Genomic DNA, 20,725 nt, shown 5'->3' with positions numbered 1-20,725 from the left:
CGGCGTCAGGCCAGCGCCGGCAGTTGCGGGGCGAGCGCCAGATGCAGTTCGTGGCGCCCGTCCGGCAGCCCCGGCCGGTAGCCGAAATCGAGGGCGATGCCGGACAGCTTCAGCTCGTTCGCCTCGGCATGGGCATGCAGCCGGGCGAAGCCGTCGGCGATCTCCGCCGCTGGTCCGTCCTGCACGGTCCGCAGATAACGGCCGGCGTCGAGGTCGACGCGGACCATGCCGGCGGGAATTTCGCTCGCCTTCGCCGCCATGAAGCCGACCAGCCGGCGCTGCAGCCCGTTATCCTCCGGCAGCGACACGGCGGCGAAAGCGGCCGTTCCGGTGTCGGCGGCGAACACGCGCTCCCACGCGGCGGTTACGGCGGCGGGTAGGTCGTCGCGGCTCGCCTCGACCATGCAGCCGATGACGGTCAGTTCGGGAAAGGTCACTGTCTCGATCATCACAGTCCCATGAATGGCGGTTTACAGGTCCGCATCGGCCAGCAGGCGGGCCAGCACCGGACCGGCGGCGCCGGAACCGACCGGCCGGCCGTCCACAGCCACCAGCGGGCGCAGGCCCAGGCTGTTGGTCAGGATGGCCTCGTCGGCGCGGGCGAGGTCGTCGGGGGTGAGCGGCGCCTCTTCCGCGCCGTGGCGCTCCAGGATCAGGGCGCGGCGGATGCCGGGGAGGGCGCCGTCGGCGACGGGCGGGGTCAGCAGCCGGCCGCCGATGGACAGGAAAAGGGTGGCGACGCTCGATTCCGCCAGCCGGCCGGCGCCGTTCAGCAGCAGCGCCTCGTCGGCGCCACGCTCCGCCGCCTCCTGCCGGGCCAGGATTGAATCCAGGTAGTTCAGCGACTTCAGCCGGGACAGCGGCGAATGCTCGTTGCGGCGGGTGCAGCCGGCGATGATCGCGGCGACCGGCCCGGTCATGTGGGCGGCCGGCGCCGCCGTCATCAGCAGGGTCGGCCGGGCGTCGGCCGGCGGCAGCACGCCGCGGGCACCGGTGCCGCGCGACAGGGTCAGGCGCAGGACGCCGTCGGCGACACCGGTGGCCTCGATCAGCGCCGCCATGGCGCCGGTCAGTTCCACCGAGTCATGAGGCAGCGGCAGGCGGAGCAGCGCCGATCCGGCGCCCAGCCGGTCGAGATGGCGCGGCAGGTGGCGCAGAGCACCGTCCTTGATCCGGATCGTCTCGAACAGCCCGTCGCCGAGGGTGAAGCCGCGGTCGGCCGGGTCGATCCGCGCCTCCTCGGCGGGCATCAGCCGTCCGTTCAGCCAGATTGTCATGGCATCCCCTCCCCTGCCCACTCCACCACCGGATATCCTGCGGCGCGCAGCTGGGCGCGGGCCTTGACCAGCATCTCCTCATGCTCGTCCGCCGGATCGGAATCGGCGACGATGCCGCCGCCGGCCTGGGCGATCACATGATCCTGCGTCACCGACAGGGTGCGGATGACGATGTTGCTGTCCATGGCGCCGTCGAAGCCGATCCAGGCCACCGACCCGCAATAGGCGCCGCGCCGCGCCACCTCCAGCTCGTCGATGATCTGCATGGCGCGGATCTTCGGCGCCCCGGTGATCGACCCGCCGGGACAGGCGGCGCGCAGCAGGTCGACCGGTCCCAGCCCCGGCAGCAGGCGGGACGTGACCACGGACACCAGATGATGGACGGTGGCGAAGCTCTCCAGCCCGAACAACACCGGCACCTTGACGCTGCCGATCTCCGACACCCGCGCCAGATCGTTGCGCAGCAGGTCGGTGATCATCAGGTTTTCCGCCCGGTCCTTGATGCTGGCCGACAGCGCCGCCGCCGCCGCCGCGTCGGCCGCCGGGTCGGCGTGACGGGGGCGGGTGCCCTTGATCGGCCGCGTTTCGATCGTCCGGTCGGCGCCCAGCCGGATGAAGCGCTCCGGCGACGCCCCGGCCAGACGCAGACGGGGGCCGCAGTTCAGGAAAGCGGCGAAGGGCGCCGGGCTGAGACGGCGCAGCCGCTCGTACAGCGCGTAGGCGTCGGTGTCCGGCCCGGCATCGGCCAGGAAGCGCTGGGTGAAGTTGGCCTGATAGATGTCGCCGGCGCGGATATACTCCAGAACCCGCCCGACCCGGTCGAGATAGTCGGGGCGCGACAGCTCCGACCGCCAGCGCATCGGCTCAGGCCCGGCCGATTGTTCCGGAGCCGCAACGGATAGTCGCGCCGCCATGCGCCGGGCGCGGTCCTCCGCCTCCGGCCGGGTTGCGATCACCCAGGCGCACCGGTCCTGCCGGTTGAAAGCCGCCACGACATCGTACAGGCCGAAAGCGAAGTCCGGCTGGCCGCCCGGATTGCCATGGCGGGAGCGCACCCCCTCCAAAGCCGTTCCGGCTTCGTAACCAATGAAGCCAACGGCGCCGCCGGTGAAGGGAGCCGGGCCGCCGGATGGACGCGGATGAGCGGCCAGCGCCCGTTCCAGCGCGTCGAAGGGGCTGCCGCCGACCGGGCGGCCATCGACGAGGGTACGTCCACCGGTCGCTTCGACGGTTTGGAACGGTTCCGCAACGATATAGGAATGTCGCCCGTTCCGCGGATGGGGTGCGGCGCTGTCGAGCAGCATCGCCCAGGGCTCGGCGCTCCAGGGGCGGAACAGGGCGGCGGGATCGCCGCAGGAGATGGGGATCGTCAGCATGGCGGGGGGCAGTCGGCCGTCGGCTTACATCAAGATGGTGGCGCCGCCATCGACGACCAAGACGTGACCGTTGACATAGGACGCCGCCGCCGAGGCCAGGAACACCGCCGCCCCGGCGATCTCCTCCGGCCGCCCCCAGCGCCGCATCGGCGTGCGGTTGGCGAAATAAGCGGACCGCTCCGGATCCCCCGTAATGGCCGCATTCGTTTCGGTCGCGAAAAAGCCGGGAGCGATGGCATTGCTGGTCAGTCCCACCGGTCCATATTCGGCGGCCAGCGCCCGCACCATGCCGTTCAGTCCCGATTTCGCCGCGGCATAGACGCTGTCGTTGGCCCGCGCGATCTGCCCGGCGACGGAGGTGACGGCGATCAGCCGGCCGCTGCCCCGCGGCAGCATCAGCCGCGCCGCCTCCCGCGCCAGGATGAGGCTGGAGGCCAGATCGACATCGAGAAGGGCGACGATCTCGTCGTCCGTCAGCTCGGCCAGCGGCTTGCGGTTGCGCTGCCCGACATTCTGGACCAGCACGTCGAGGCGTCCATGCTCCCGTGCGATCCGTGCGAAGGCATCGCGCACCGCCGCCCGGTCCGCCACATCGAAGGCCAGCGCTGAAGCCGACCCGCCGGCCTCCGCGATTTCCGCCACGCGGGCTTCCAGCGTGGCGGTGTCCCGGCCGTTCAGCAGCACATGCGCGCCCGACCCGGCCAGCGCCCGCGCGATCTCCAGCCCCAGACCGCGGCCCGACCCGGTGACGAGCGCCACCTGCCCGGCGAGAGAGAAGGTCGACAGATAGGGTGGGATGGTCGCGGCCATGTCTGTCTCCGGCTGTTGCTGCGGCGTTGCGTCCAATCGGCGCCGCCGAGATGTAGCAGACCGGTCAGCTCATTGGCACCCTCGATGCGGCAGGCGCTTGCCGACCGGTTGTTGCTTGGCTACCACCTTCTTGCATATCCGCTTCCGCCCGCCGTCCCACCGCGAGAGTCCCGGCCATGCCGCTTCCTCCTCCCGACAAGCTTCGCGAACTCGCGACGATGTTCGCGACCAGCGCGCCGGCCGCCGACAGCTTCGAGCCGTTCAGCGAAACACGCACCAAGCTGGCGAAATATTCCAAGATGGCACTCATCGGCGCTACGCAAAGCGGCCTCCAGACTGGCGTCACCGTGCTCAGCGGGGTGGCGACCACGAGTGTCAATGTCGGGATCGGCTCGATCGCCCTGTTCCCCCTGGGGGCGGCGCTGGGGCCATGGCTGGTGGCGCTGGCCATCGGCATCACCGCGAACGGCATCTTCGCCCTGCACGACCTCCGCACCGCCGCCACGCGCAGCAACGGCTATCCGTGCAGTTGCGGCAAGTGCAAGGCCAACCTGACCTACGTGATCGACCGCAAGGAGAACAACACGGCGATCAAGGCGGTCAGCGTCTTCACCGCCGGGCTTCCGTTCATCGCCGACCGCATCTGGTCGATCCGCAAGTCCTTCCGGAAGGACAGTCCGAAGGAGAATGTCTGCACCAGTATGATCGAGGGCGCGCGCGGCGGCTGCCTGTGCGCGATCGCCTCGGTCATGATGTTGTGCGGCGAGTGGAAGCAGAATGAAAAGGCGGATGCCGCGCTGGTGGTCGACGCGGTCGCCATCATCTGGTCGAGCGACGGCGCCAAGAAGCTGAAGTCGAAGTGGTGACACCCGGCCGCCAAAGTCCGCCGTCCTGACAAGAAAAAGGCTTCGGATGACCGGCATCCGAAGCCTTTTTGTCTGAATCAGCGGCCGGTCAGTGGACCGACGCCTCCCGCGCCGCGGCGGCGCTCGCCACCGGCGGCAGGGCGAAGCCGAGCGGCGGGCGTTCCGGCGCCTTGAAGCCGTGCGCCCGGTCCTCCTCGACAACCACGCCGTCCAGCGCCAGCCGGCCATCGACCACCGACAGGGTCATGGTGGTCTTGCCCTCCACCTCCTCGTCGAGCAGACGCTCGGCGATGGGGTCCTCGACAAGGCCCTGGATGGCACGCTTCAACGGACGGGCGCCGAAGGCCGGATCCCAGCCCAGATCGCCCAGCCGCCGCTTGGCCGCCGCATCCGCCGCCAGGGTGACGCCGCGCTCGGCCAGCCGCTCGTTGACGCGGGACAGCTGGATGTCGACGATCCGCGACATCTGGTCCCGGCCCAGCCGGCGGAAGATCAGCACGTCGTCCAGCCGGTTGAGGAACTCCGGCCGGAACGCCTTGCGCACCGCGTCCATCACCTCCACCGTCACGCCGGCCATATCCTCGTCGTCACCCAGGGCGCTCAGCGCCTCGGCCCCCAGGTTGGAGGTCATGATGAGGATGGCGTGGCGGAAATCGGCGGTCCGGCCCTGCCCGTCGGTCAGCCGCCCGTCGTCGAGCGCCTGCAGCAGGACGTTCAGCACGTCGGGATGCGCCTTCTCCACCTCGTCCAGCAGCACGACCTGATAGGGCCGGCGCCGGATTCGCTCCGCCAGCGAACCGCCGTCGTCATAGCCGACATAGCCCGGCGGCGAGCCGATCATCCGGCTGACCGCGTGCTTCTCCATGTACTCCGACATGTCGAGCCGGGTGATCGCCGTCTCGTCGTCGAACAGGAAGGCGGCCAGCGCCTTGGCCAGCTCGGTCTTGCCGACGCCGGTCGGGCCCAGGAACAGGAAGGAGCCGGTCGGGCGGCTGGGGTCCTTCAGCCCGGCGCGGGCACGCCGCACCGCCTTGGACACCGCGCGCACCGCCTCCTTCTGGCCGACGACGCGCTCCGCCAGCTTGTCCTCCATGCCCTTCAGCCGCTGACGCTCGCCCTCCAGCATCCGTTCGACCGGGATGCCGGTCCAGCGGGTGACGACGGCGCCGATGTCCTTGGCCGTCACCTCGTCGCGCTCCGTGCTGGCGCGCGATTCGGCCTCGGCCAGACGCTTCTCAAGGTCGGGCACCACGCCATAGGCAAGTTCGCCGGCCTTGGCCCAGTCGCCGTCGCGCTGGGCGCGCTCCAGCCTGGTGCGGGCCTGGTCAAGCTCCTCCTTCAGGCGACGACCCTCGGTGCGGCGGGACTGCGAGGCGCGCCATTCCTCCTCCATCGAGGACTGGCGGGCTTCCGCCTCGGCCAGCTCGCCTTCCAGGGCGTGCAACCGCTCCTGCGAGGCGGCGTCCGGCTCGGCCTTGAGCGCCTCGCGCTCGATCTTCAGCTGGGCAACGCGGCGGTCGACGGCGTCGAGCGCCTCCGGCTTGCTGTCGATGGCCATGCGCAGGCGGCTCGCCGCCTCGTCGACGAGGTCGATGGCCTTGTCGGGCAGCCGGCGGTCGCCGATGTAGCGCGCCGACAGGCTCACCGCCGCGACCACCGCCGCGTCGGCGATGCGCACGCCGTGATGGACCTCGTACTTGCCCTTGATGCCGCGCAGGATCGACACGGCGTCGTCCACCGACGGCTCGTCCACCGTCACCGGCTGGAAGCGGCGGGCGAGGGCGGCGTCCTTCTCGATGTACTTGCGGTACTCGTCGGGCGTGGTGGCGCCGACGCAGCGCAGCTCGCCTCTAGCCAGCGCGGGCTTCAGCATGTTGGCGGCGTCCATCGCGCCGTCGGTGCGGCCGGCGCCGATCAGGGTGTGCAGCTCGTCGATGAACAGGATGATGCGGCCGTTGGCTTCCTGCACCTCGCTCAGGACCGACTTCAGCCGTTCCTCGAACTCGCCGCGGAACTTGGCGCCAGCCAGCAGCGCGGTGAGGTCGAGCGCCAGGACGCGCCGGTCCTTCAGCCCTTCCGGCACATCGCCGGAGGCCAGACGCTGGGCCAGCCCCTCGACCACGGCGGTCTTGCCGACGCCGGGGTCGCCGATCAGCACCGGGTTGTTCTTGGTGCGGCGGGCCAGCACCTGGATGGTGCGGCGGATCTCGTCGTCACGGCCGATGACCGGGTCGAGCCGGCCCTGCCGCGCCTCTTCCGTCAGGTCGCGGGTGTAGCGGGCCAGCGCCTCGCCGGAGGTGGTTTCGGTCTCGGCGTCGGCGGGATGGTCCTTGCGCTGGGCATCGGCTGCGGCGGCCAGCGCGTCGGCATCGACGCCGGCGCGGCGGAACAGCGCGCGCAGCGGGCCGCTCTGGCGGGCCAGACTCTCCAGCAGCCGTTCGGCGGTGACGAAGCGGTCGCCGCCGTTGCGCGCCGACGCGACGGCGCCCTGCAGCACGGCGGCCAGCGCCGGCGACATGTAGAGCGGCTGCGGGCCTTCGCCGGCGCCCGGCTGGACCGGAGCGCGGGACAGCTGTTCCTCGGTCGCGGATTTCAGCAGATCGGGATCGCCGCCGGTGTCGCGCACCAGACGCGCGGCGACGCCGCTGGTGTCGTCGATCAGGGCCTTCAGCAGATGTTCAGGGAGAAGCTGTTGATGCCGCTCGGCAAGGGCGGCGATCTGCGCGGCCTGAATGACGCCACGCGCACGATCGGTGAATTGACCGAAGTCCATCCGGCACTCCGTTTCCCAAGGTCTCCCGCCCAGCCATCCGGCGCGGGACGGCGCGTCCGCGATCCGCAAAATGCGCGATCGCCCGGCGCCTGATGGGTAAATGGTTAACGGAATTGCGGCGATCAAGAGGTCGGGGGCGACGGTCGACCACGACGGGCAGGCGCCATATTGACAAGCGATCCCTGTCGCCTCTTTCATAGCGATACGATATGGACATCAGGGGTTCCGGCGGGATGGACGTGCGGCAACTTCGCTATTTCCTGGGCATCGTCGAGCACGGCTCGATTTCCCGCGCGGCGGAAACCTTGCGGGTGGCGCAGCCGGCGCTCAGCCTGCATCTGAAGCGGATGGAGGAGGATTTCGGCTGTCAGCTGGTGCTGCGCACGGCGCGTGGCGTGGTGCCGACGGAAAGCGGGCGTCGGCTGGCGCAGCGGGCGGCGGCGCTGATCGGCCAGATGGATGGCCTGCGCGACGAGGTGCGGGCGGTGGAAGCGGTGCCGGCCGGGCCGGCGACCGTCGGCATACCGACCTCGCTGGGTCCGGTGCTGACGGTGCCGCTGGCGCTGGCGGTGCGCCGCACCCATCCGCAGATCCGGCTGCGGGTGGTGGAGGGGCTGTCCGGCCACATGCTGGAATGGGTGCTGTCGGGGCAGCTCGACCTCGCCCTGGTGTTCGGCACCAAGGAGATGGGCGGGCTGGAAACCGAACTGGTGGCGCGCGAAAGGCTGCATCTGGTCGGGCCGGCCGACGACCCGCTGCTGCGCGGCCGCAATGCCATTCCCTTCGCCGAGGCGCTGTCCCTGCCGCTGATCCTGCCCGGCCGTCCGCACGGCGTGCGCGAAGAGGTCGAGCATGCCGCCCTGCTGGCGCGGGCGAGCGTCACCGTCGCGCTGGAGATCGACGCACTGGAGCAGATCAAGGCGCTGGTGGCGGAAGGTTGCGGCTATACCGTCCTGTCGGACCGGGTGGCGCGGCATGGCGCGGCGGCGGAGCGGCTGACCGGCCTGCCCATCGTCGATCCGCAGATCGACCGGACCATCCTGCTGGCCCATGCCGCCGGCCGGCCGATGTCGGCCGCCGCCCGCGCGACGCACGGTATCCTCAGTGGGATCCTGGCCGGCCTGACGCAGGACGGTGGCTGGCGGTGAGCACCACCGGCCCCAATCCCGCTTGGACGGTCAGGAGCCGAGATTGACGATCTCCACCCGCCGGTTGACGTCGCTGGCCGGATTCGCCGGGTCGAGGAGCTGCTGCGAGCCGCGGCCGATGGCGACCAGCCGGCCCGACGACACGCCGAAGGTCCGGGTCAGGTAATCGCGAACCGAGGCGGCGCGCCGCTTCGACAGGGCGAGGTTGTAGTCGGGGTTTCCGACGCCATCGGTATGGCCGGTCAGCTGGAAGCGGTAGGCGGCGAGATCCGGCGAGGTCAGGGCGCGGCCCAGCTCGTTCAGGATGCCGGTCGCCGTCAGCGTCAGCTCCGCCGAATTGAAGGCGAACTCCACCTGGAAGCTGATGCGCGGCGCCTCCTTCGGTTGCGTCGCGGCGGCCTTGAATGTGGCCACCTTGGACGTGGCGGCCTTGGAGGCAGGGGTCGCAGGGACGGGGGCGGAGCCCGGAGCAGCGGCGGGAACGGCGCCGGGAACGGCGGAAGCAGCCGGAGCGGGCGCCGTGTCACCGGTGCCCAATGCCAGACCGCGTGTCTTCGGCACCGGCGTCAGCGCCTTGATGAAATCCTCCGACGTGGTCGGGGCAGATGCCGGGTCGGTGGCCCATGCGGCACCGCCCATGACCAGGAGCAGACCCAGGCCAGCCAGCGCCGGCCGCAACATCCCGACCGTTCCCATTCCCGAAGCCCCACTTCCAAATACGGATCAAACCGGTGTTATCCTAGCCGATCGCGCGTCCGATCGCCAGAGCCAGACCGAAGGGTTGTACAGCCGCCATCCGGCACGTCATCGGGATCGGGATGGCACCGTGCGCATCGCTGCGGACCATTTTTGCCGCAGGATAGGGCGGTCCCCGGTCTTGCCCCGGAAAGAGTGCGGCGATACCGTGCAGCCCACGCCGCAGCCGTTCCGTGGAAACATGCACGACATCGTCATTCAAGTCCTGGGCGTTGCCGGGCTTCTCGCCCTCGTCAGTTTCCTGCCGCCGCTGGCCGCAAGATTCCAGATGCCCTACACGGTGCTGCTGGCCGGCGTCGGCGTGGCGCTGGGCGCGGTGATCCAGACCTTCGCCGGCATGCCGGGCAAGGGGCCGTTCCACGACTTCCTCGCCTCGCTGGCGGAACTGGACGTCTCGTCGGACGTGCTTCTGCACATCTTCCTGCCGATCCTGCTGTTCGAAACGGCGCTGGCGGTCGACGTGCGCCGGCTGTTCGACGATCTGGGGCCGATCCTGCTGATGGCGGTGGTGGCGGTGTTCGTCTGCACCTTCGCCGTCGGCTATGCGGTCAGCTTGTTCACCTCGCTGGGGCTGGTCGCCTGCCTGCTTCTGGGCTCCATCGTCGCCTCCACCGATCCGGCGGCGGTGATCGGCATCTTCCGCGACCTGGGCGCGCCGCGCCGGCTGACCACGCTGGTCGAAGGCGAAAGCCTGCTGAACGACGCCGCGGCCATCGCGCTGTTCACGCTGCTGCTCGACATGCTGACGCGCAAGGCCACCGGCGGGGCCGGGGCGGCGGCGCTGGACTTCCTGCGCGATTTCTCGGGCGGCGTCGTCACCGGCTACATCTGCGGCCGCATCGTCTGCATGCTGGTGGAGCCGGTGCGCAACCAGCCGATGGCGGAGATCACGCTGACGGTGGCGCTGGCCTACCTGTCCTATGTGCTGGCCGAACATTATGTCGGCGCGTCCGGCGTGGTGGCGGTGGTGGCGGCGGCGCTGGTCATCGGCTCCGTCGGACGCACCCGCATCTCCCCCGCCACCTGGGGCGCCATGGAGCATGTCTGGCAGCAGCTGGGCTTCTGGGCCAACTCCATGATCTTCCTGCTGACCGCCATCCTGGTGCCGCGCCTGATGGCCGACGCCGGCTGGGCGGAGGTCGGGCTGGTGCTGGTCGTGGTGCTGGCCGCCTTCGCCGCCCGCGCGGTGGTGCTGTTCGGGCTGCTGCCGATCCTGTCCTGGGCCGGGCTGGCGCAGAAGGTCAGCAATTCCTACAAGTCGGTGATGCTGTGGGGCGGCCTGCGCGGGGCGGTGTCGCTGACGCTGGCCCTGGCGGTGACCGAGAATTTCCGGGTGGCCGACCGGGTGCAGAGCTTCATCGCGGTGATGGTCACCGGTTTCGTCTTCGTCACGCTGTTCATCAACGGCACGACGCTGCGCTGGCTGATCCGCCTGCTGAAGCTGGACGAGCTGACGCCGGTGGAGCACGCCATGCGCAACCGCGCGCTGGCGCTGTCCACCGACAGCATCCGCGACCGCGTCGCCGCGGTGGCCGAGACCTACGAGGTCGACGGCGTCGTCAAGGACGTGATGGTCGCCCGCTATGAGGAGCGGCGGAAGAAGATCGACCAGGAGCGCAAGGAGGAGGCCCAGCTGACCGGCGAGGACCGCGTCACCATCGGCCTCGTCATCCTGGTCAACCGCGAGGAGGAACTCTATTACGCCCACTTCTCCGAAGGGGTGGTGTCGCGCGCGGTGATGGAGATGCTGGCCGGGCGCAGCGGCCGGCTGCTCGACGCGGTCAAGAGCCAGGGGCGCAACGGCTATCGGGCGTTCGAGGAACCCTTCATCGCCTTCTCCCCCTGGATGCGGGCGGCGAGCTGGCTGCAGCGACGCTTCGGCATCCACCGGCCGCTGGCCCGGCGCCTGTCGATGCGGTTCGAGGTGCTGGTGGCGGTGCGCACCGTGCTGCGCGAACTGCTGGCCTTCACCCGCGACCGTCTGGCCCGCGTGCTGGGCCAGGAGGTGGCGTTCGAGCTGGAGGGCATGCTGGTCGGCCGGCTCGGCATCGTCGAACAGGCGCTGTCGGCCCTGAAGCTGCAATATCCCGACTATGCGGTGGTGCTGCAGAGCCGTTACGTCGGCCGCGCCGCGCTGCGGCTGGAACATGCCGAATATCGCGCCATGCACGCCGAATCGATCATCAGCCAGGAGGTGCTGACCGACCTCGAACGCGATCTGGAACAGCGGCGCCGCGTGCTGGAACGCTTGCCGAAGCTGGATGTGCGATTCGACGTGGCGGAACTGGTGCGCCGGGTGCCGCTGTTCGCCGGCCTGCCGTCGGAGCGGGTGGCGACCATCGCCACGCTGCTGCGCGCCCAGCTGGCGCTGCCGGGCGAGACCATCGTGCGCAAGGGCGACCGCGGCGACGCCATGTTCTTCATCGCGTCGGGCGCCGTGGAGGTGCTGGTGCCGATGCTGGCGGAGCCGGTGAAGCTGGGCACCGGCGACTTCTTCGGCGAGATGGCCCTGCTGTCCCGCCAGCGGCGCAATGCAGACGTGCGGGCGTTGGGCTATTGCCAATTGCTGGTGTTGGATGAGAAGGATTTCCGCCGGCTGGTGCAGAAGGACGCGGATTTGCAGTCCCACATCCAGGCGGTCGCCGAGGCGCGCCGCCAGCCGACCCAGTCGTCGCCGGCCGTCCCGGCGGTGAGCTGACGGGATCGGGAAAGGGATTCAAAGATGAGCGGGACCGCGACGGGCGGCCAGACCTGGCTGCGCCTGATGCCGGGCCTTTTCGTGCTGCTGTGGAGCACCGGCTTCATCGGCGCGAAATACGGCCTGCCTTATGTGGAGCCGCTGACCTTCCTGCTGATCCGGCTGGGGCTGGTCGCCGTCGTGCTGGCGCTGGTGGCGCTGGTCAGCCGGGCGCCCTGGCCCAGGGACTGGGCGACCGCCGGACGGATCGCGCTGGCCGGGCTGCTGGTTCACGGCGTCTATCTCAGCGGCATCTTCATCGCCATCGCACAGGGACTGCCGGCCGGGGTGACGGCCCTGGTGGTCGGCATCCAGCCGCTGCTGACCGCCGCGCTGTCCGGCCCGCTGCTGGGCGAACGGGTGACCGGCCGGCAATGGGCTGGCCTGCTGCTGGGTCTAGCCGGCGTCGGGCTGGTGGTGCGGGAGAAGCTGTCGATCGACGCCGCGCATCTGGTCCCGTTCGCCTATGCCCTGGTGGCGCTGGTCGGCATCACGCTGGGCACGCTCTACCAGAAGCGCCATGGCGGCGGCATGGATCTGCGCAGCGGCACCGCTATCCAGTACGGTGCCACCGCGCTCGCCCTGGCCATCGCCGCCCCGCTGACCGAGACGATGCAGGTGCACTGGACGGGCGAGTTCGTCTTCGCCCTGCTGTGGCTGTGCTTCGTGCTGTCGGTCGGCGCCATCTTCCTGCTGTTCGCCCTGATCCGCCGCGGCGCGGCGGCCAAGGTCGCCAGCCTGTTCTATCTGACCCCGCCGGTCACCGCGCTGATCGCCTGGGTCCTGTTCGGCGAGAAGCTGGGCATCGTAGCCCTGGCCGGCATGGCGGTTGCAGTCTGCGGCGTGGCGCTGGTCAACCGGAAGTGAGGATGGCGGGGCGGCGGATGGTAGGGTGTCAGCCCCATTTCATCTCGCCGGTCGCCACCTTGGCGCCGATGTCGAGCGCGATGCCCATCCCGGCGTCCGGATAGCGCCGCTTCATGGCGGCGATCAGGTCGGCGCTCGACTTCGCCTTGGCAAGCTCCTCCTCGAAGGCCAGAAGATAGCCCTTGGTGTGGGCGATGGCGGTCGCATCGGGCGCGGCGCCCGGCGCGGCATGGCCGGCGACCACCACCGCCGGATCGCGGACGGCCATGGCATCCAGCGCCTTCACCCAGGCGGCCCGCGCCTCCGCCGTCGGGGTGTCGGCGGTCCAGACATGCAGGCCTGAGAACACCAGCACCCCGCCGAAGACGGCACCCAGCGATGGCACCCACAGGTAACGGCGGTTCGCCAGCCCCTGTGCATCGACGATCTCGATGGTCTGGCCATCCAGCGTCAGGGCGGCGGCGTCGAAGGATTGAGGCATCACCACGTCGGCCAGGGTCTGCGGACCGTTCTCCTTCAGCTTCGGACCCCAAACCGCCAGCTTCTTTTCGACATTGCCCTTGATCGCCGCAACGGTGGCGGAGGCGGCGATGACGCGCGCATCGGGGAAGGCGGCCTTCACCGGACCGAGGCCGAAATAGTAATCGGGATCGCTTTGGCTGACATAGATGGTCGTCAGCGTCTTGCCGGTGGCCCGATGGCCGCCGTGATCTTATCCGCCAGCGCCTTGCCGTCGGACAGGGTGAAGCCGCCGTCGATCAGGATCGCCTCGCGGCTGCCCGACAGTAGGATCGGGGCGCGGAAGAAGCCGGTTTCCCCGGCAGGAAACGACTGCCAGCCCAGAGGCGTCGCCGTGGCGGCAAGGCCGCCGGCAGGCGTCAGAAGGGTAGCGGCTCCCGCCAGCGCCGAGGCGTGCAGAGCGGTGGCAAGGATGTCCCTGCGCGTCATCATCATCGATGTCCTTTTGTGTTCGCGGTCAGAGGGCGCGCAGAAGGGCGGCCAGCCTGCCGGGCTTGGAGAAGAGGATTTCGGAGTCGAGCCTGCGGCGGTGCGATCCGTCGTCGAACAGCAGGGTGGGCACGCCGTTGGCGCGGTAGGTTGCCATCAACTGCCGGCCGCGCTCCACCCGCGCGGCATCGGCGACCGTCAGTTCCTCCGTCCCCTCGGTGAAGAGCGATGCCGCGGCGTCGAGGCCCAGACCGGCCAGAACATCGGCCAGCACCGCCGCCGCCGTGATGTCGCGGCCGTCGACATAGCGCGCGGACTGGATGGCGGCCAGCGCCGCGAACTCCCGGTCGGGCGCGGTCAGCGCCACCGACGTCAGGGCCAGCGTCGCCGAACCGCTGTCGAGCCGCTGGCTCCGGTCGGCCAGAACGCCGGTGCGATACCGCTCGCTGAAGATTTGGCCGGTCAGGGCGTGGATGCGCTGGTCGTTCGCCCAGGCATGGGCGGCGAAGCTCTCGTCCAGCGGCCGGGCGCCGGCCCCGGAAAACAGGCCGGTCGGCACCATTTCCAGCACGAGATCCCCGACATCCGACAGTGACGCGACCGCCAGCGAGGCGCCATAGCACCAGCCGCAGAGCGGGTCGAACAGATAGGTGACGGTCCTGATCCGGCTCATGGTCGCATCCGTGATGGGCGGTGAGGTGATGGGACGACCTTAACCGGGGCCGATTGTGCTGTGTAGCCGGCATAGAACCGACATATCGTATGCCGTTGGCAAACAATTGGCAGGCAACCGGCATCATGAGCGATCCGAGGCATCTGAACCGCATCGCCTATTTCGCGGCGGTGGTGGAAACCGGCTCCTTCACCGCGGCGGCGGCACGGCTGGGTATCACCAAGGCGGTGGTCAGCCAGCAGGTCGCGAGGCTGGAGGAGGAGGTCGGCGCCAGCCTGCTGGTCCGGACCACCCGCAAGGTCCGGCCGACGGAGGCCGGCATGGCCTTCCACCGCCGTTGCGTCGTGATCCTGCGGGAAGCCGAGGATGCCTTCGGCGAACTGGCCGAAAGTGCGGCGGCGCCGTCCGGCCTGCTGCGGCTGACCGCACCCTTCGATTACGGGGTGGCGGTCGTCGTTCCCGCCATTGCCGCCTTCACCGCCGCCCACCCCGCCTGCAAGGCCGACATGGTCCTGTCCGACCAGTCGCTCGACCTCGTCGGCGGGACCTTCGACCTCGCCATCCGCGTCGGCTGGCTGGCCGACACCAGCCTTCAGGCCCGCCAGTTCGGCAGCTTCCGGCAGCTTCTGGTCGGCACCCCGGCGCTGGCCGGACGGATCGGAGAAGGGGCCGGGGGCGGGAGCCGGCCGGAGGACATCGCCGCCCTGCCCTTCATCGCCAACACCGCCCTGCGCAATCCGCTGACCTGGCAATTCACCGCCGCGACCGGCGAACCTCGCACGGTGACGACACGGGCGGCCATCGCGCTCGACGCCACCTTCGCCGTGCGGGAGGCCGTGCGCGAGGGGGCCGGGCTGTCCGTGCTGCCGGATTACTGCGTGGCGGAGGATCTGGCATCGGGCCGCCTCGTCCCGGTCCTGCCGGGCTGGAGCCTGCCGTCGGGCGGCATCCATGCCGTTTTCCCCGCCGCCCGCTTCCGCCCGACCAAGGTCCGCGCCTTCGTCGACCTCCTGACGGAGCGCGAACGGCGGCGGGCCGCGGTTCGAGAGCCCCGATGAGACCGCAATCCGCAGCGAACGCCGCCGATGCGGCGAAATTTCGCTGGATCGTTCGCCCGGTCAGCAATTTAATACGTCTGACAAATCGATAAATCCCCCCGGGAGGGACGCGATGGCGGACGTGTTGGACTTCGGCAGCTTCGACTACATCATCGCGGGCGGCGGCACGGCCGGCTGCGTGCTGGCCAACCGGCTGTCGGCCGATCCGGACGTCTCGGTCCTGCTGCTGGAGGCCGGCGGCAAGGACAGCTGGGTCTGGCTGCACATCCCCGCCGGCTATCTGTTCTGCATCGGCAACCCGCGCACCGACTGGTGCTTCAAGACGGAGGCGGAGCCGGGGCTGAACGGCCGCAGCATCCATTACGCCCGCGGCAAGGTGCTGGGAGGTTGTTCGTCGATCAACGGCATGATCGCCATGCGCGGACAGGCGCGCGATTACGACGAATGGGCCGCCATCACCGGCGACAGCCGCTGGAGCTGGAAGGAGGTGCTGCCAGTCTTCAAGGGCAGCGAGGATTACTGGCGCGGTGCCGACGAGATGCACGGTGTCGGCGGCGAATGGCGGGTGGAGCGGCAGCGGCTGCGCTGGGACCTGCTCGACCGCTTCGCCGAGGCCGCGCAGCAGGCCGGCATCCCGCGCAACGACGATTTCAACCGCGGCGACAATCTCGGCGTCGGCAGCTTCGAGGTGAACCAGAAGGGCGGCGTCCGCTGGAGCGCGGCCAAGGCCTTCCTGCGCCCGGCGCTTGACCGCCCCAATCTGAAGCTCGCCATCGAGGCGGCCATCGACAAGGTGGAGATCGCCGACGGCCGCGTCACCGGCATCCGCTTCACCGTGAAGGGGGAGCCGGCGCGGGCGACATCGAAGATCGAGACTGTGCTGGCCGCCGGATCCATCGGCAGCCCGGCGATCCTCCAGCGCTCCGGCATCGGCCCGGCGGAGCATCTGAAGAAACTCGGCATCCCGGTGGTGCTGGACGCGCCGGACGTCGGCGCCAATTTGCAGGACCATCTGCAGCTGCGCATGATCTACAAGGTGGACGGCATCATCACGCTGAACAAGCGGGCCGGCAGCCTGTTCGGCAAGGCGATGATGGGGCTGGAATATGCGCTGTTCCGCAAGGGGCCGCTGACGATGGCGCCCAGCCAGCTCGGCGTCTTCGCCAAGTCGTCGCCGGAGGTCGCGACCGCCGACTTGGAATACCATGTGCAGCCGCTGTCGCTGGAGAAGTTCGGCGACCCGCTGCACGGCTTCCCGGCCTTCACCGCCAGCGTCTGCGACCTGCGCCCGGCGTCGCGCGGCTGGACCCGCATCACCACCGCCGACCACCGCGAGAATCCGGCCATCGCCCCCTGCTACCTGTCCGATCCGGCCGACCGGGCGAAGGCGGCGAAGGCGCTGGCGCTGACCCGCCGCATCGTGGCACAGCCGGCGCTCGCCCCCTACCACCCGCAGGAATACAAGCCCGGCCCCAGCTTCCAGACCGAGGAGGAGTTGGCCAAGGCCGCCGGCGACATCGGCACCACCATCTTCCATCCCGTCGGCACTTGCCGGATGGGCGACAAGGACGACGCCACCGCCGTCACCGATGCGGAGATGCGGGTGCGCGGCGTGCGCGGCCTACGGGTGATCGACGCCTCGGTGATGCCGACATTGACCTCCGGCAACACCAACACGCCGACGGTGATGATCGCCGAACGCGGCGCCGCCCTGATGCGGGCCGACCGCCGCGCCGCCCTGAAAGGGTAACCCCGTCGGAAAGCGCCGCCGACCGCGCAAAAATTTCGCTCGGCGGCCCAACAATCCGCAATGGGATTTTCCGATCACCGCCGATCCACCGCCAACCCGCAAAATCATTTGCCTGCGAAAGGCGCAGACTTGTCTCCAACGATAGAAATCCGAGGGGACAAGAGATGGACGGCATGCCGAAAGGCCTGCGGGCGGAACAGCCGGCGATCGACGACAGCTATCGCCTGGACGACCGCTATGCCCGTGCGGAGGGCCAGGTCTATCTGTCCGGCACCCAGGCTCTGGTCAGGCTGCTGCTGCTCCAGGCGGAAAGCGACCGGCGGGCCGGGCTGAACACCGCCGGTTTCGTCAGCGGCTATCGCGGCTCGCCGCTGGGCGGTCTGGATCAGGCGCTGTGGCAGGCCAGCCGGCATCTGGACGCCCACGCCATCAGCTTCGTCCCCGGCGTGAACGAGGATTTGGGCGCCACCGCCGTGATGGGCACCCAGCAGGTCGAATCGTCGGGCGAGGGCACCGTCGATGGCGTGTTCGGGATGTGGTACGGCAAGGGGCCGGGGGTGGACCGCTCCGGCGACGTGCTGAAGCATGCCAACGCCTATGGCAGTTCGCCGCGCGGCGGGGTGCTGGCGGTGGCCGGCGACGACCATGGCTGCGTGTCCTCCAGCATGCCGCACCAGAGCGACCTTGCGATGATCGCCTGGTCGATGCCGGTGCTGAACCCGTCGGGCGTGCGCGAGTTCCTCGATTTCGGCCTCTACGGCTATGCCCTGTCGCGCTTTTCCGGCGCCTGGGTCGGGTTCAAGGCGATTTCGGAGTCGGTGGAAAGCTCCGCCACCGTGCGGCTGCCGTCGCTGGACCGCGGCTTCCTGCCGGTGGAGTTCGACCCGCCGCCGGGGGGCTTGCATTACCGCTGGCCCGACCTGCCAAGCCTCGCCATCGAGGAGCGGCTGGCGGCCAAGGTCGCGGCGGTGAAGGCCTTTGCCCGCGTCAACCGCATCGACCGGACGGTGCTGGGCGGCAACTCCCGGGGGGGCGGCTGGCTGCGCATCGTCACCACCGGCAAGGCGCATCTCGACCTGATGGAGGCGCTGCGCCTGCTGGGCATCGGCCCGGTGGAAGCGGCGGAGATCGGGCTGTCGGTCCACAAGATCGGCCTGTCCTGGCCGCTGGAGCCCGACTTCGCGCTGACCGCCGCCCGCGGCGCCGAGGAAATCCTGGTGGTCGAGGAGAAGGCCCCCGTCGTCGAAGGCCAGCTGAAGGACCTGCTGTTCCACCTGCCGGCCGGCGAGCGACCGCGCGCCGTGGTCGGCAAGACCGACGAGTTCGGCGCCCATCTCCTGCCCGCCACCGGGGAGCTGCGACCCTGGATCGTCGCCAAGGCGCTGGTGGAACGCATCCGCCACCGTTTCCCTGAGCGGGACTTCTCGGGCCGGCTGGCAGACCTGCTGCCGGGCGAGGCGCCCACCGCCCCTACCCTGCCGCGCACCCCCTATTTCTGCTCCGGCTGCCCGCACAACAGCTCGACCAAGGTGCCGGAGGGCAGCAAGGCAATGGCCGGCATCGGCTGCCATTTCATGGCGTCGTGGATGGACCGCGACACGGTCGGCCTCAGCCAGATGGGCGGCGAGGGCGTCAGCTGGATCGGGCAGTCGCGCTACAGCAAGCGCCCACACATCTTCCAGAATCTGGGCGAGGGCACCTATTTCCATTCCGGGCTGCTGGCGATCCGGCAGGCGGTGGCGGCCAAGGTCAACATCACCTACAAGATCCTGTTCAACGACGCCGTCGCCATGACCGGCGGCCAGCCGGTGGACGGCCCGATCTCCGTCGACGCCATCACCCGCCAGCTGGCGGCGGAGGGCATCACCCGCATCGCCGTGGTCAGCGACGCGCCGGAGAAATACGACAGCCGCAGCGGCCTCGCGCCCTTCACCACCGTGCATCATCGCGAGGAGTTGGACGCCGTCCAGCGCGAGATGCGCGAAATCCCCGGCGTCACCGCAATCGTCTATGAACAGACCTGCGCCGCCGAAAAGCGCCGCCGGCGCAAGCGCGGCACCCTGGCCGACCCGGCGCGGCGAATGGTCATCAACGATCTGGTCTGCGAAGGCTGCGGCGATTGCGGCAAGAAGTCGAACTGCCTGTCGGTGCAGCCGAAGCAGACCGAATTCGGCGTGAAGCGGCAGATCGACCAGTCCAGCTGCAACAAGGATTATTCCTGCGCCGACGGCTTCTGCCCCAGCTTCGTCTCGGTGATGGGCGGAACCTTGCGCAGGCCGAACCCCGACAAGGTCGCCGCCCGCTTCGCCGACGATCTGGCCGCCCTGCCGCTGCCGCACCACTCCGCCGCCGAGGATCCGGCCGAGATCCTGGCCGAGATGTTGATTGTGGGCGTCGGCGGCACCGGCGTCGTCACCGTCGGCGCGGTGCTGGCGATGGCCGCCCATCTGGAGGGGAAGGCGTCCTCCGTGCTCGACTTCATGGGCTTCGCGCAAAAGGGCGGCGCGGTCTACAGCTACCTCCGCGTGGCTGGCGACGCGGCGCGGCTGAACCAGGCACGGATCGATCCGAAACAGGCGCAGCTGGTGCTGGCCTGCGACACGGTGGTCGCCGCCTCTCCCGACGCGCTGAAGACGGTGCGGCTGGGCCGGACACGGGTGGTGGCGAACGCCCATGTCGCCCCGACCGGCGCCTTCACCCGCGACGGCACCAAGCTTCCCGATGCCGGCGGGCTGCTGCGGTCGCTGCGCCGCGCCGCCGGACCCGACCGGGTGGAGGTGGTGGACGCCAACCGGGTGGTCACCGCCCTGTTCGGCGACAGCATCCTCGCCAACGTCTTCCTGATGGGCGTCGCCTTCCAGAAGGGGCTGCTGCCGGTCGGGCTGAAGGCGCTGACCCGCGCCATCGAGCTGAACGGCACCGGCGTGGCCGCCAACCTGCGCGCCTTCGCCTTCGGCCGCCTCGCCGCCCATAGGCCGGAGCTGCTGGCGACGCTGGGCGCGGAAGAGGAGGCGCCCGCCGGCGACCTCGCCACCATCGTCGAGCGCCGGGCCGCCTTCCTTACCGACTATCAGGACCGCGCCTATGCCGACCGCTACCGCGCGCTGGTGGAGCGGGCGCGGCAGGCGGAGGCGCGCGTCGCCCCCGGTTCGACCGCGCTGGCGGAGGCGGTGGCGCGCAGCGCCTTCAAGCTGATGGCCTACAAGGACGAGTATGAGGTGGCCCGGCTGCACAGCGACCCGGCCTTCCGCAAGAGCCTGGAGGAGCGCTTCGAGGGCGACTGGAAGCCGGTGTTCCACCTCGCCCCGCCGCTGCTGTCGCGCGACACCAACGGCTATGGCGAGCCGCGCAAGATGGCGCTGGGCGCCTGGATCCTGCCGGTGTTCCGCGGCCTGGCGGCGATGAAACGGCTGCGCGGCACCGCGCTCGACCCGTTCGGCTACACGGCGGAGCGGAAGTTTGAACGCGCCCTGATCGCCCGCTACGAGGCGACGGTGGCGGAGATCGCGGAGCGGCTGTCGGCCGACCGCCTCGCCACCGCCGTGGAACTGGCGGCATTGCCGCAGGAAATCCGCGGCTTCGGCCCGGTCAAGCATCGGGCGATGGAGGCGGTCGAGCCGCGCTGGCGGGCCCTGGAACAGCGGCTGCGCGAACGGACTGCGCAGGCGGCGTGAGGGAGACGGCGT

At 70.0% G+C, this 20,725-nt stretch carries 16 protein-coding genes; 7 read left to right on the top strand and 9 right to left on the bottom strand.

Annotation, left to right across the window (positions count from 1 at the left end):
- Positions 1-5: 5 nt before the first annotated feature.
- From FZ938_RS14690 to FZ938_RS14675, 4 genes are read right to left on the bottom strand one after another with little or no spacing between them, the layout of a single operon-like run.
- Positions 6-449: a hypothetical protein gene (locus tag FZ938_RS14690; protein ID WP_149199227.1), complete on the bottom strand. Its 444-nt coding sequence runs from the start codon at positions 447-449 to the stop codon at positions 6-8.
- A gap of 21 nt (positions 450-470) precedes the next feature.
- Positions 471-1,277 (bottom strand): aminotransferase class IV, encoded by an 807-nt coding sequence (locus FZ938_RS14685; protein WP_149199226.1) that lies wholly within the window; start codon positions 1,275-1,277, stop codon positions 471-473.
- The gene (gene pabB / locus FZ938_RS14680) at positions 1,274-2,653 is read right to left on the bottom strand and encodes an aminodeoxychorismate synthase component I (protein WP_149199225.1); all 1,380 of its coding nucleotides are present in this window, start codon (positions 2,651-2,653) and stop codon (positions 1,274-1,276) included. The genes FZ938_RS14685 and pabB overlap by 4 nt, the downstream gene beginning before the upstream one ends.
- A 24-nt stretch (positions 2,654-2,677) precedes the next feature.
- On the bottom strand, positions 2,678-3,463 hold the full coding sequence (locus FZ938_RS14675) for an SDR family oxidoreductase (RefSeq protein ID WP_149199224.1): 786 nt from the start codon (positions 3,461-3,463) through the stop codon (positions 2,678-2,680).
- A 176-nt stretch (positions 3,464-3,639) separates the two neighbouring features.
- Between FZ938_RS14675 and FZ938_RS14670 the strand changes: the two genes are divergently transcribed.
- Positions 3,640-4,329 (top strand): hypothetical protein, encoded by a 690-nt coding sequence (locus tag FZ938_RS14670; protein ID WP_246457235.1) that lies wholly within the window; start codon positions 3,640-3,642, stop codon positions 4,327-4,329.
- Between the two features lie 88 nt (positions 4,330-4,417).
- Here FZ938_RS14670 and clpB read toward each other — a convergent pair whose 3' ends face one another.
- Positions 4,418-7,102 (bottom strand): ATP-dependent chaperone ClpB, encoded by a 2,685-nt coding sequence (clpB, locus tag FZ938_RS14665; RefSeq protein ID WP_149199223.1) that lies wholly within the window; start codon positions 7,100-7,102, stop codon positions 4,418-4,420.
- A 233-nt stretch (positions 7,103-7,335) separates the two neighbouring features.
- Here clpB and FZ938_RS14660 point away from each other — a divergent pair, with 233 nt between their 5' ends.
- The gene (locus tag FZ938_RS14660; protein WP_149199222.1) at positions 7,336-8,250 is read left to right on the top strand and encodes a LysR family transcriptional regulator; all 915 of its coding nucleotides are present in this window, start codon (positions 7,336-7,338) and stop codon (positions 8,248-8,250) included.
- A gap of 30 nt (positions 8,251-8,280) precedes the next feature.
- Here FZ938_RS14660 and FZ938_RS14655 read toward each other — a convergent pair whose 3' ends face one another.
- Positions 8,281-8,931 (bottom strand): OmpA family protein, encoded by a 651-nt coding sequence (locus FZ938_RS14655; RefSeq protein WP_246457234.1) that lies wholly within the window; start codon positions 8,929-8,931, stop codon positions 8,281-8,283.
- Between the two features lie 223 nt (positions 8,932-9,154).
- On the opposite strand from FZ938_RS14655, the gene FZ938_RS14650 reads away from it, so the two are divergent.
- Entirely contained in the window at positions 9,155-11,704 is a 2,550-nt protein-coding gene (locus FZ938_RS14650; RefSeq protein ID WP_246457233.1) for a cation:proton antiporter, read from the top strand.
- 24 nt (positions 11,705-11,728) lie between these two features.
- Positions 11,729-12,610, top strand: a complete 882-nt coding sequence (locus tag FZ938_RS14645) for a DMT family transporter (RefSeq protein WP_149199219.1) — start codon at positions 11,729-11,731, stop codon at positions 12,608-12,610.
- A gap of 28 nt (positions 12,611-12,638) precedes the next feature.
- On the opposite strand, the gene FZ938_RS30815 is transcribed toward FZ938_RS14645, so the two are convergent.
- Genes FZ938_RS30815 through FZ938_RS14635 form a run of 3 tightly spaced genes read right to left on the bottom strand, consistent with a single transcriptional unit; the run spans position 12,639 to position 14,231 of the window.
- Positions 12,639-13,232: an MBL fold metallo-hydrolase gene (locus FZ938_RS30815; RefSeq protein ID WP_211101064.1), complete on the bottom strand. Its 594-nt coding sequence runs from the start codon at positions 13,230-13,232 to the stop codon at positions 12,639-12,641.
- 53 nt (positions 13,233-13,285) lie between these two features.
- A complete protein-coding gene (locus FZ938_RS30810) occupies positions 13,286-13,561 on the bottom strand; it encodes an MBL fold metallo-hydrolase (protein ID WP_211101063.1) in 276 nt (91 codons plus the stop codon).
- Positions 13,562-13,586: 25 nt separating this feature from the next.
- Positions 13,587-14,231 carry a DsbA family protein gene (locus tag FZ938_RS14635; protein ID WP_149199218.1) on the bottom strand — a complete coding sequence of 215 codons (645 nt, stop codon included), beginning with the start codon at positions 14,229-14,231 and terminating at the stop codon, positions 13,587-13,589.
- A 125-nt stretch (positions 14,232-14,356) separates the two neighbouring features.
- Between FZ938_RS14635 and FZ938_RS14630 the strand changes: the two genes are divergently transcribed.
- The 3 genes from FZ938_RS14630 to FZ938_RS14620 all read left to right on the top strand — a co-directional run bounded on the left by FZ938_RS14630 (position 14,357) and on the right by FZ938_RS14620 (position 20,713).
- Positions 14,357-15,289, top strand: a complete 933-nt coding sequence (locus tag FZ938_RS14630) for a LysR family transcriptional regulator (protein WP_149199217.1) — start codon at positions 14,357-14,359, stop codon at positions 15,287-15,289.
- Positions 15,290-15,401: 112 nt separating this feature from the next.
- Positions 15,402-17,039 (top strand): GMC family oxidoreductase, encoded by a 1,638-nt coding sequence (locus FZ938_RS14625; RefSeq protein ID WP_149199216.1) that lies wholly within the window; start codon positions 15,402-15,404, stop codon positions 17,037-17,039.
- A gap of 173 nt (positions 17,040-17,212) precedes the next feature.
- On the top strand, positions 17,213-20,713 hold the full coding sequence (locus FZ938_RS14620) for an indolepyruvate ferredoxin oxidoreductase family protein (protein ID WP_246457232.1): 3,501 nt from the start codon (positions 17,213-17,215) through the stop codon (positions 20,711-20,713).
- The last annotated feature ends 12 nt before the right edge of the window (positions 20,714-20,725 follow it).

Origin of the sequence: Azospirillum oryzae, assembly GCF_008364795.1 — a bacterium.
In the GTDB taxonomy this organism is placed as follows: Bacteria; Pseudomonadota; Alphaproteobacteria; order Azospirillales; family Azospirillaceae; genus Azospirillum; species Azospirillum oryzae.
Note: the sequence above shows the minus strand (reverse complement) of the source record. Positions and strands in the feature narration are given on the sequence as shown.

Bases quoted from the DNA above. Each gene is read 5' to 3' on its own strand.
- FZ938_RS14630 (WP_149199217.1), top strand. From the start codon at position 14,357: ATGAGCGATCCGAGGCATCTGAACCGCATCGCCTATTTCGCGGCGGTG.
- FZ938_RS14660 (WP_149199222.1), top strand. From the start codon at position 7,336: ATGGACGTGCGGCAACTTCGCTATTTCCTGGGCATCGTCGAGCACGGC.
- FZ938_RS30810 (WP_211101063.1), bottom strand. From the start codon at position 13,561: ATGATGACGCGCAGGGACATCCTTGCCACCGCTCTGCACGCCTCGGCG.
- clpB (WP_149199223.1), bottom strand. From the start codon at position 7,102: ATGGACTTCGGTCAATTCACCGATCGTGCGCGTGGCGTCATTCAGGCC.
- FZ938_RS14690 (WP_149199227.1), bottom strand. From the start codon at position 449: ATGATCGAGACAGTGACCTTTCCCGAACTGACCGTCATCGGCTGCATG.
- FZ938_RS14645 (WP_149199219.1), top strand. From the start codon at position 11,729: ATGAGCGGGACCGCGACGGGCGGCCAGACCTGGCTGCGCCTGATGCCG.
- FZ938_RS14685 (WP_149199226.1), bottom strand. From the start codon at position 1,277: ATGACAATCTGGCTGAACGGACGGCTGATGCCCGCCGAGGAGGCGCGG.
- FZ938_RS14625 (WP_149199216.1), top strand. From the start codon at position 15,402: ATGGCGGACGTGTTGGACTTCGGCAGCTTCGACTACATCATCGCGGGC.
- FZ938_RS14620 (WP_246457232.1), top strand. From the start codon at position 17,213: ATGCCGAAAGGCCTGCGGGCGGAACAGCCGGCGATCGACGACAGCTAT.
- pabB (WP_149199225.1), bottom strand. From the start codon at position 2,653: ATGCTGACGATCCCCATCTCCTGCGGCGATCCCGCCGCCCTGTTCCGC.
- FZ938_RS14675 (WP_149199224.1), bottom strand. From the start codon at position 3,463: ATGGCCGCGACCATCCCACCCTATCTGTCGACCTTCTCTCTCGCCGGG.
- FZ938_RS14670 (WP_246457235.1), top strand. From the start codon at position 3,640: ATGCCGCTTCCTCCTCCCGACAAGCTTCGCGAACTCGCGACGATGTTC.
- FZ938_RS14655 (WP_246457234.1), bottom strand. From the start codon at position 8,931: ATGTTGCGGCCGGCGCTGGCTGGCCTGGGTCTGCTCCTGGTCATGGGC.
- FZ938_RS14635 (WP_149199218.1), bottom strand. From the start codon at position 14,231: ATGAGCCGGATCAGGACCGTCACCTATCTGTTCGACCCGCTCTGCGGC.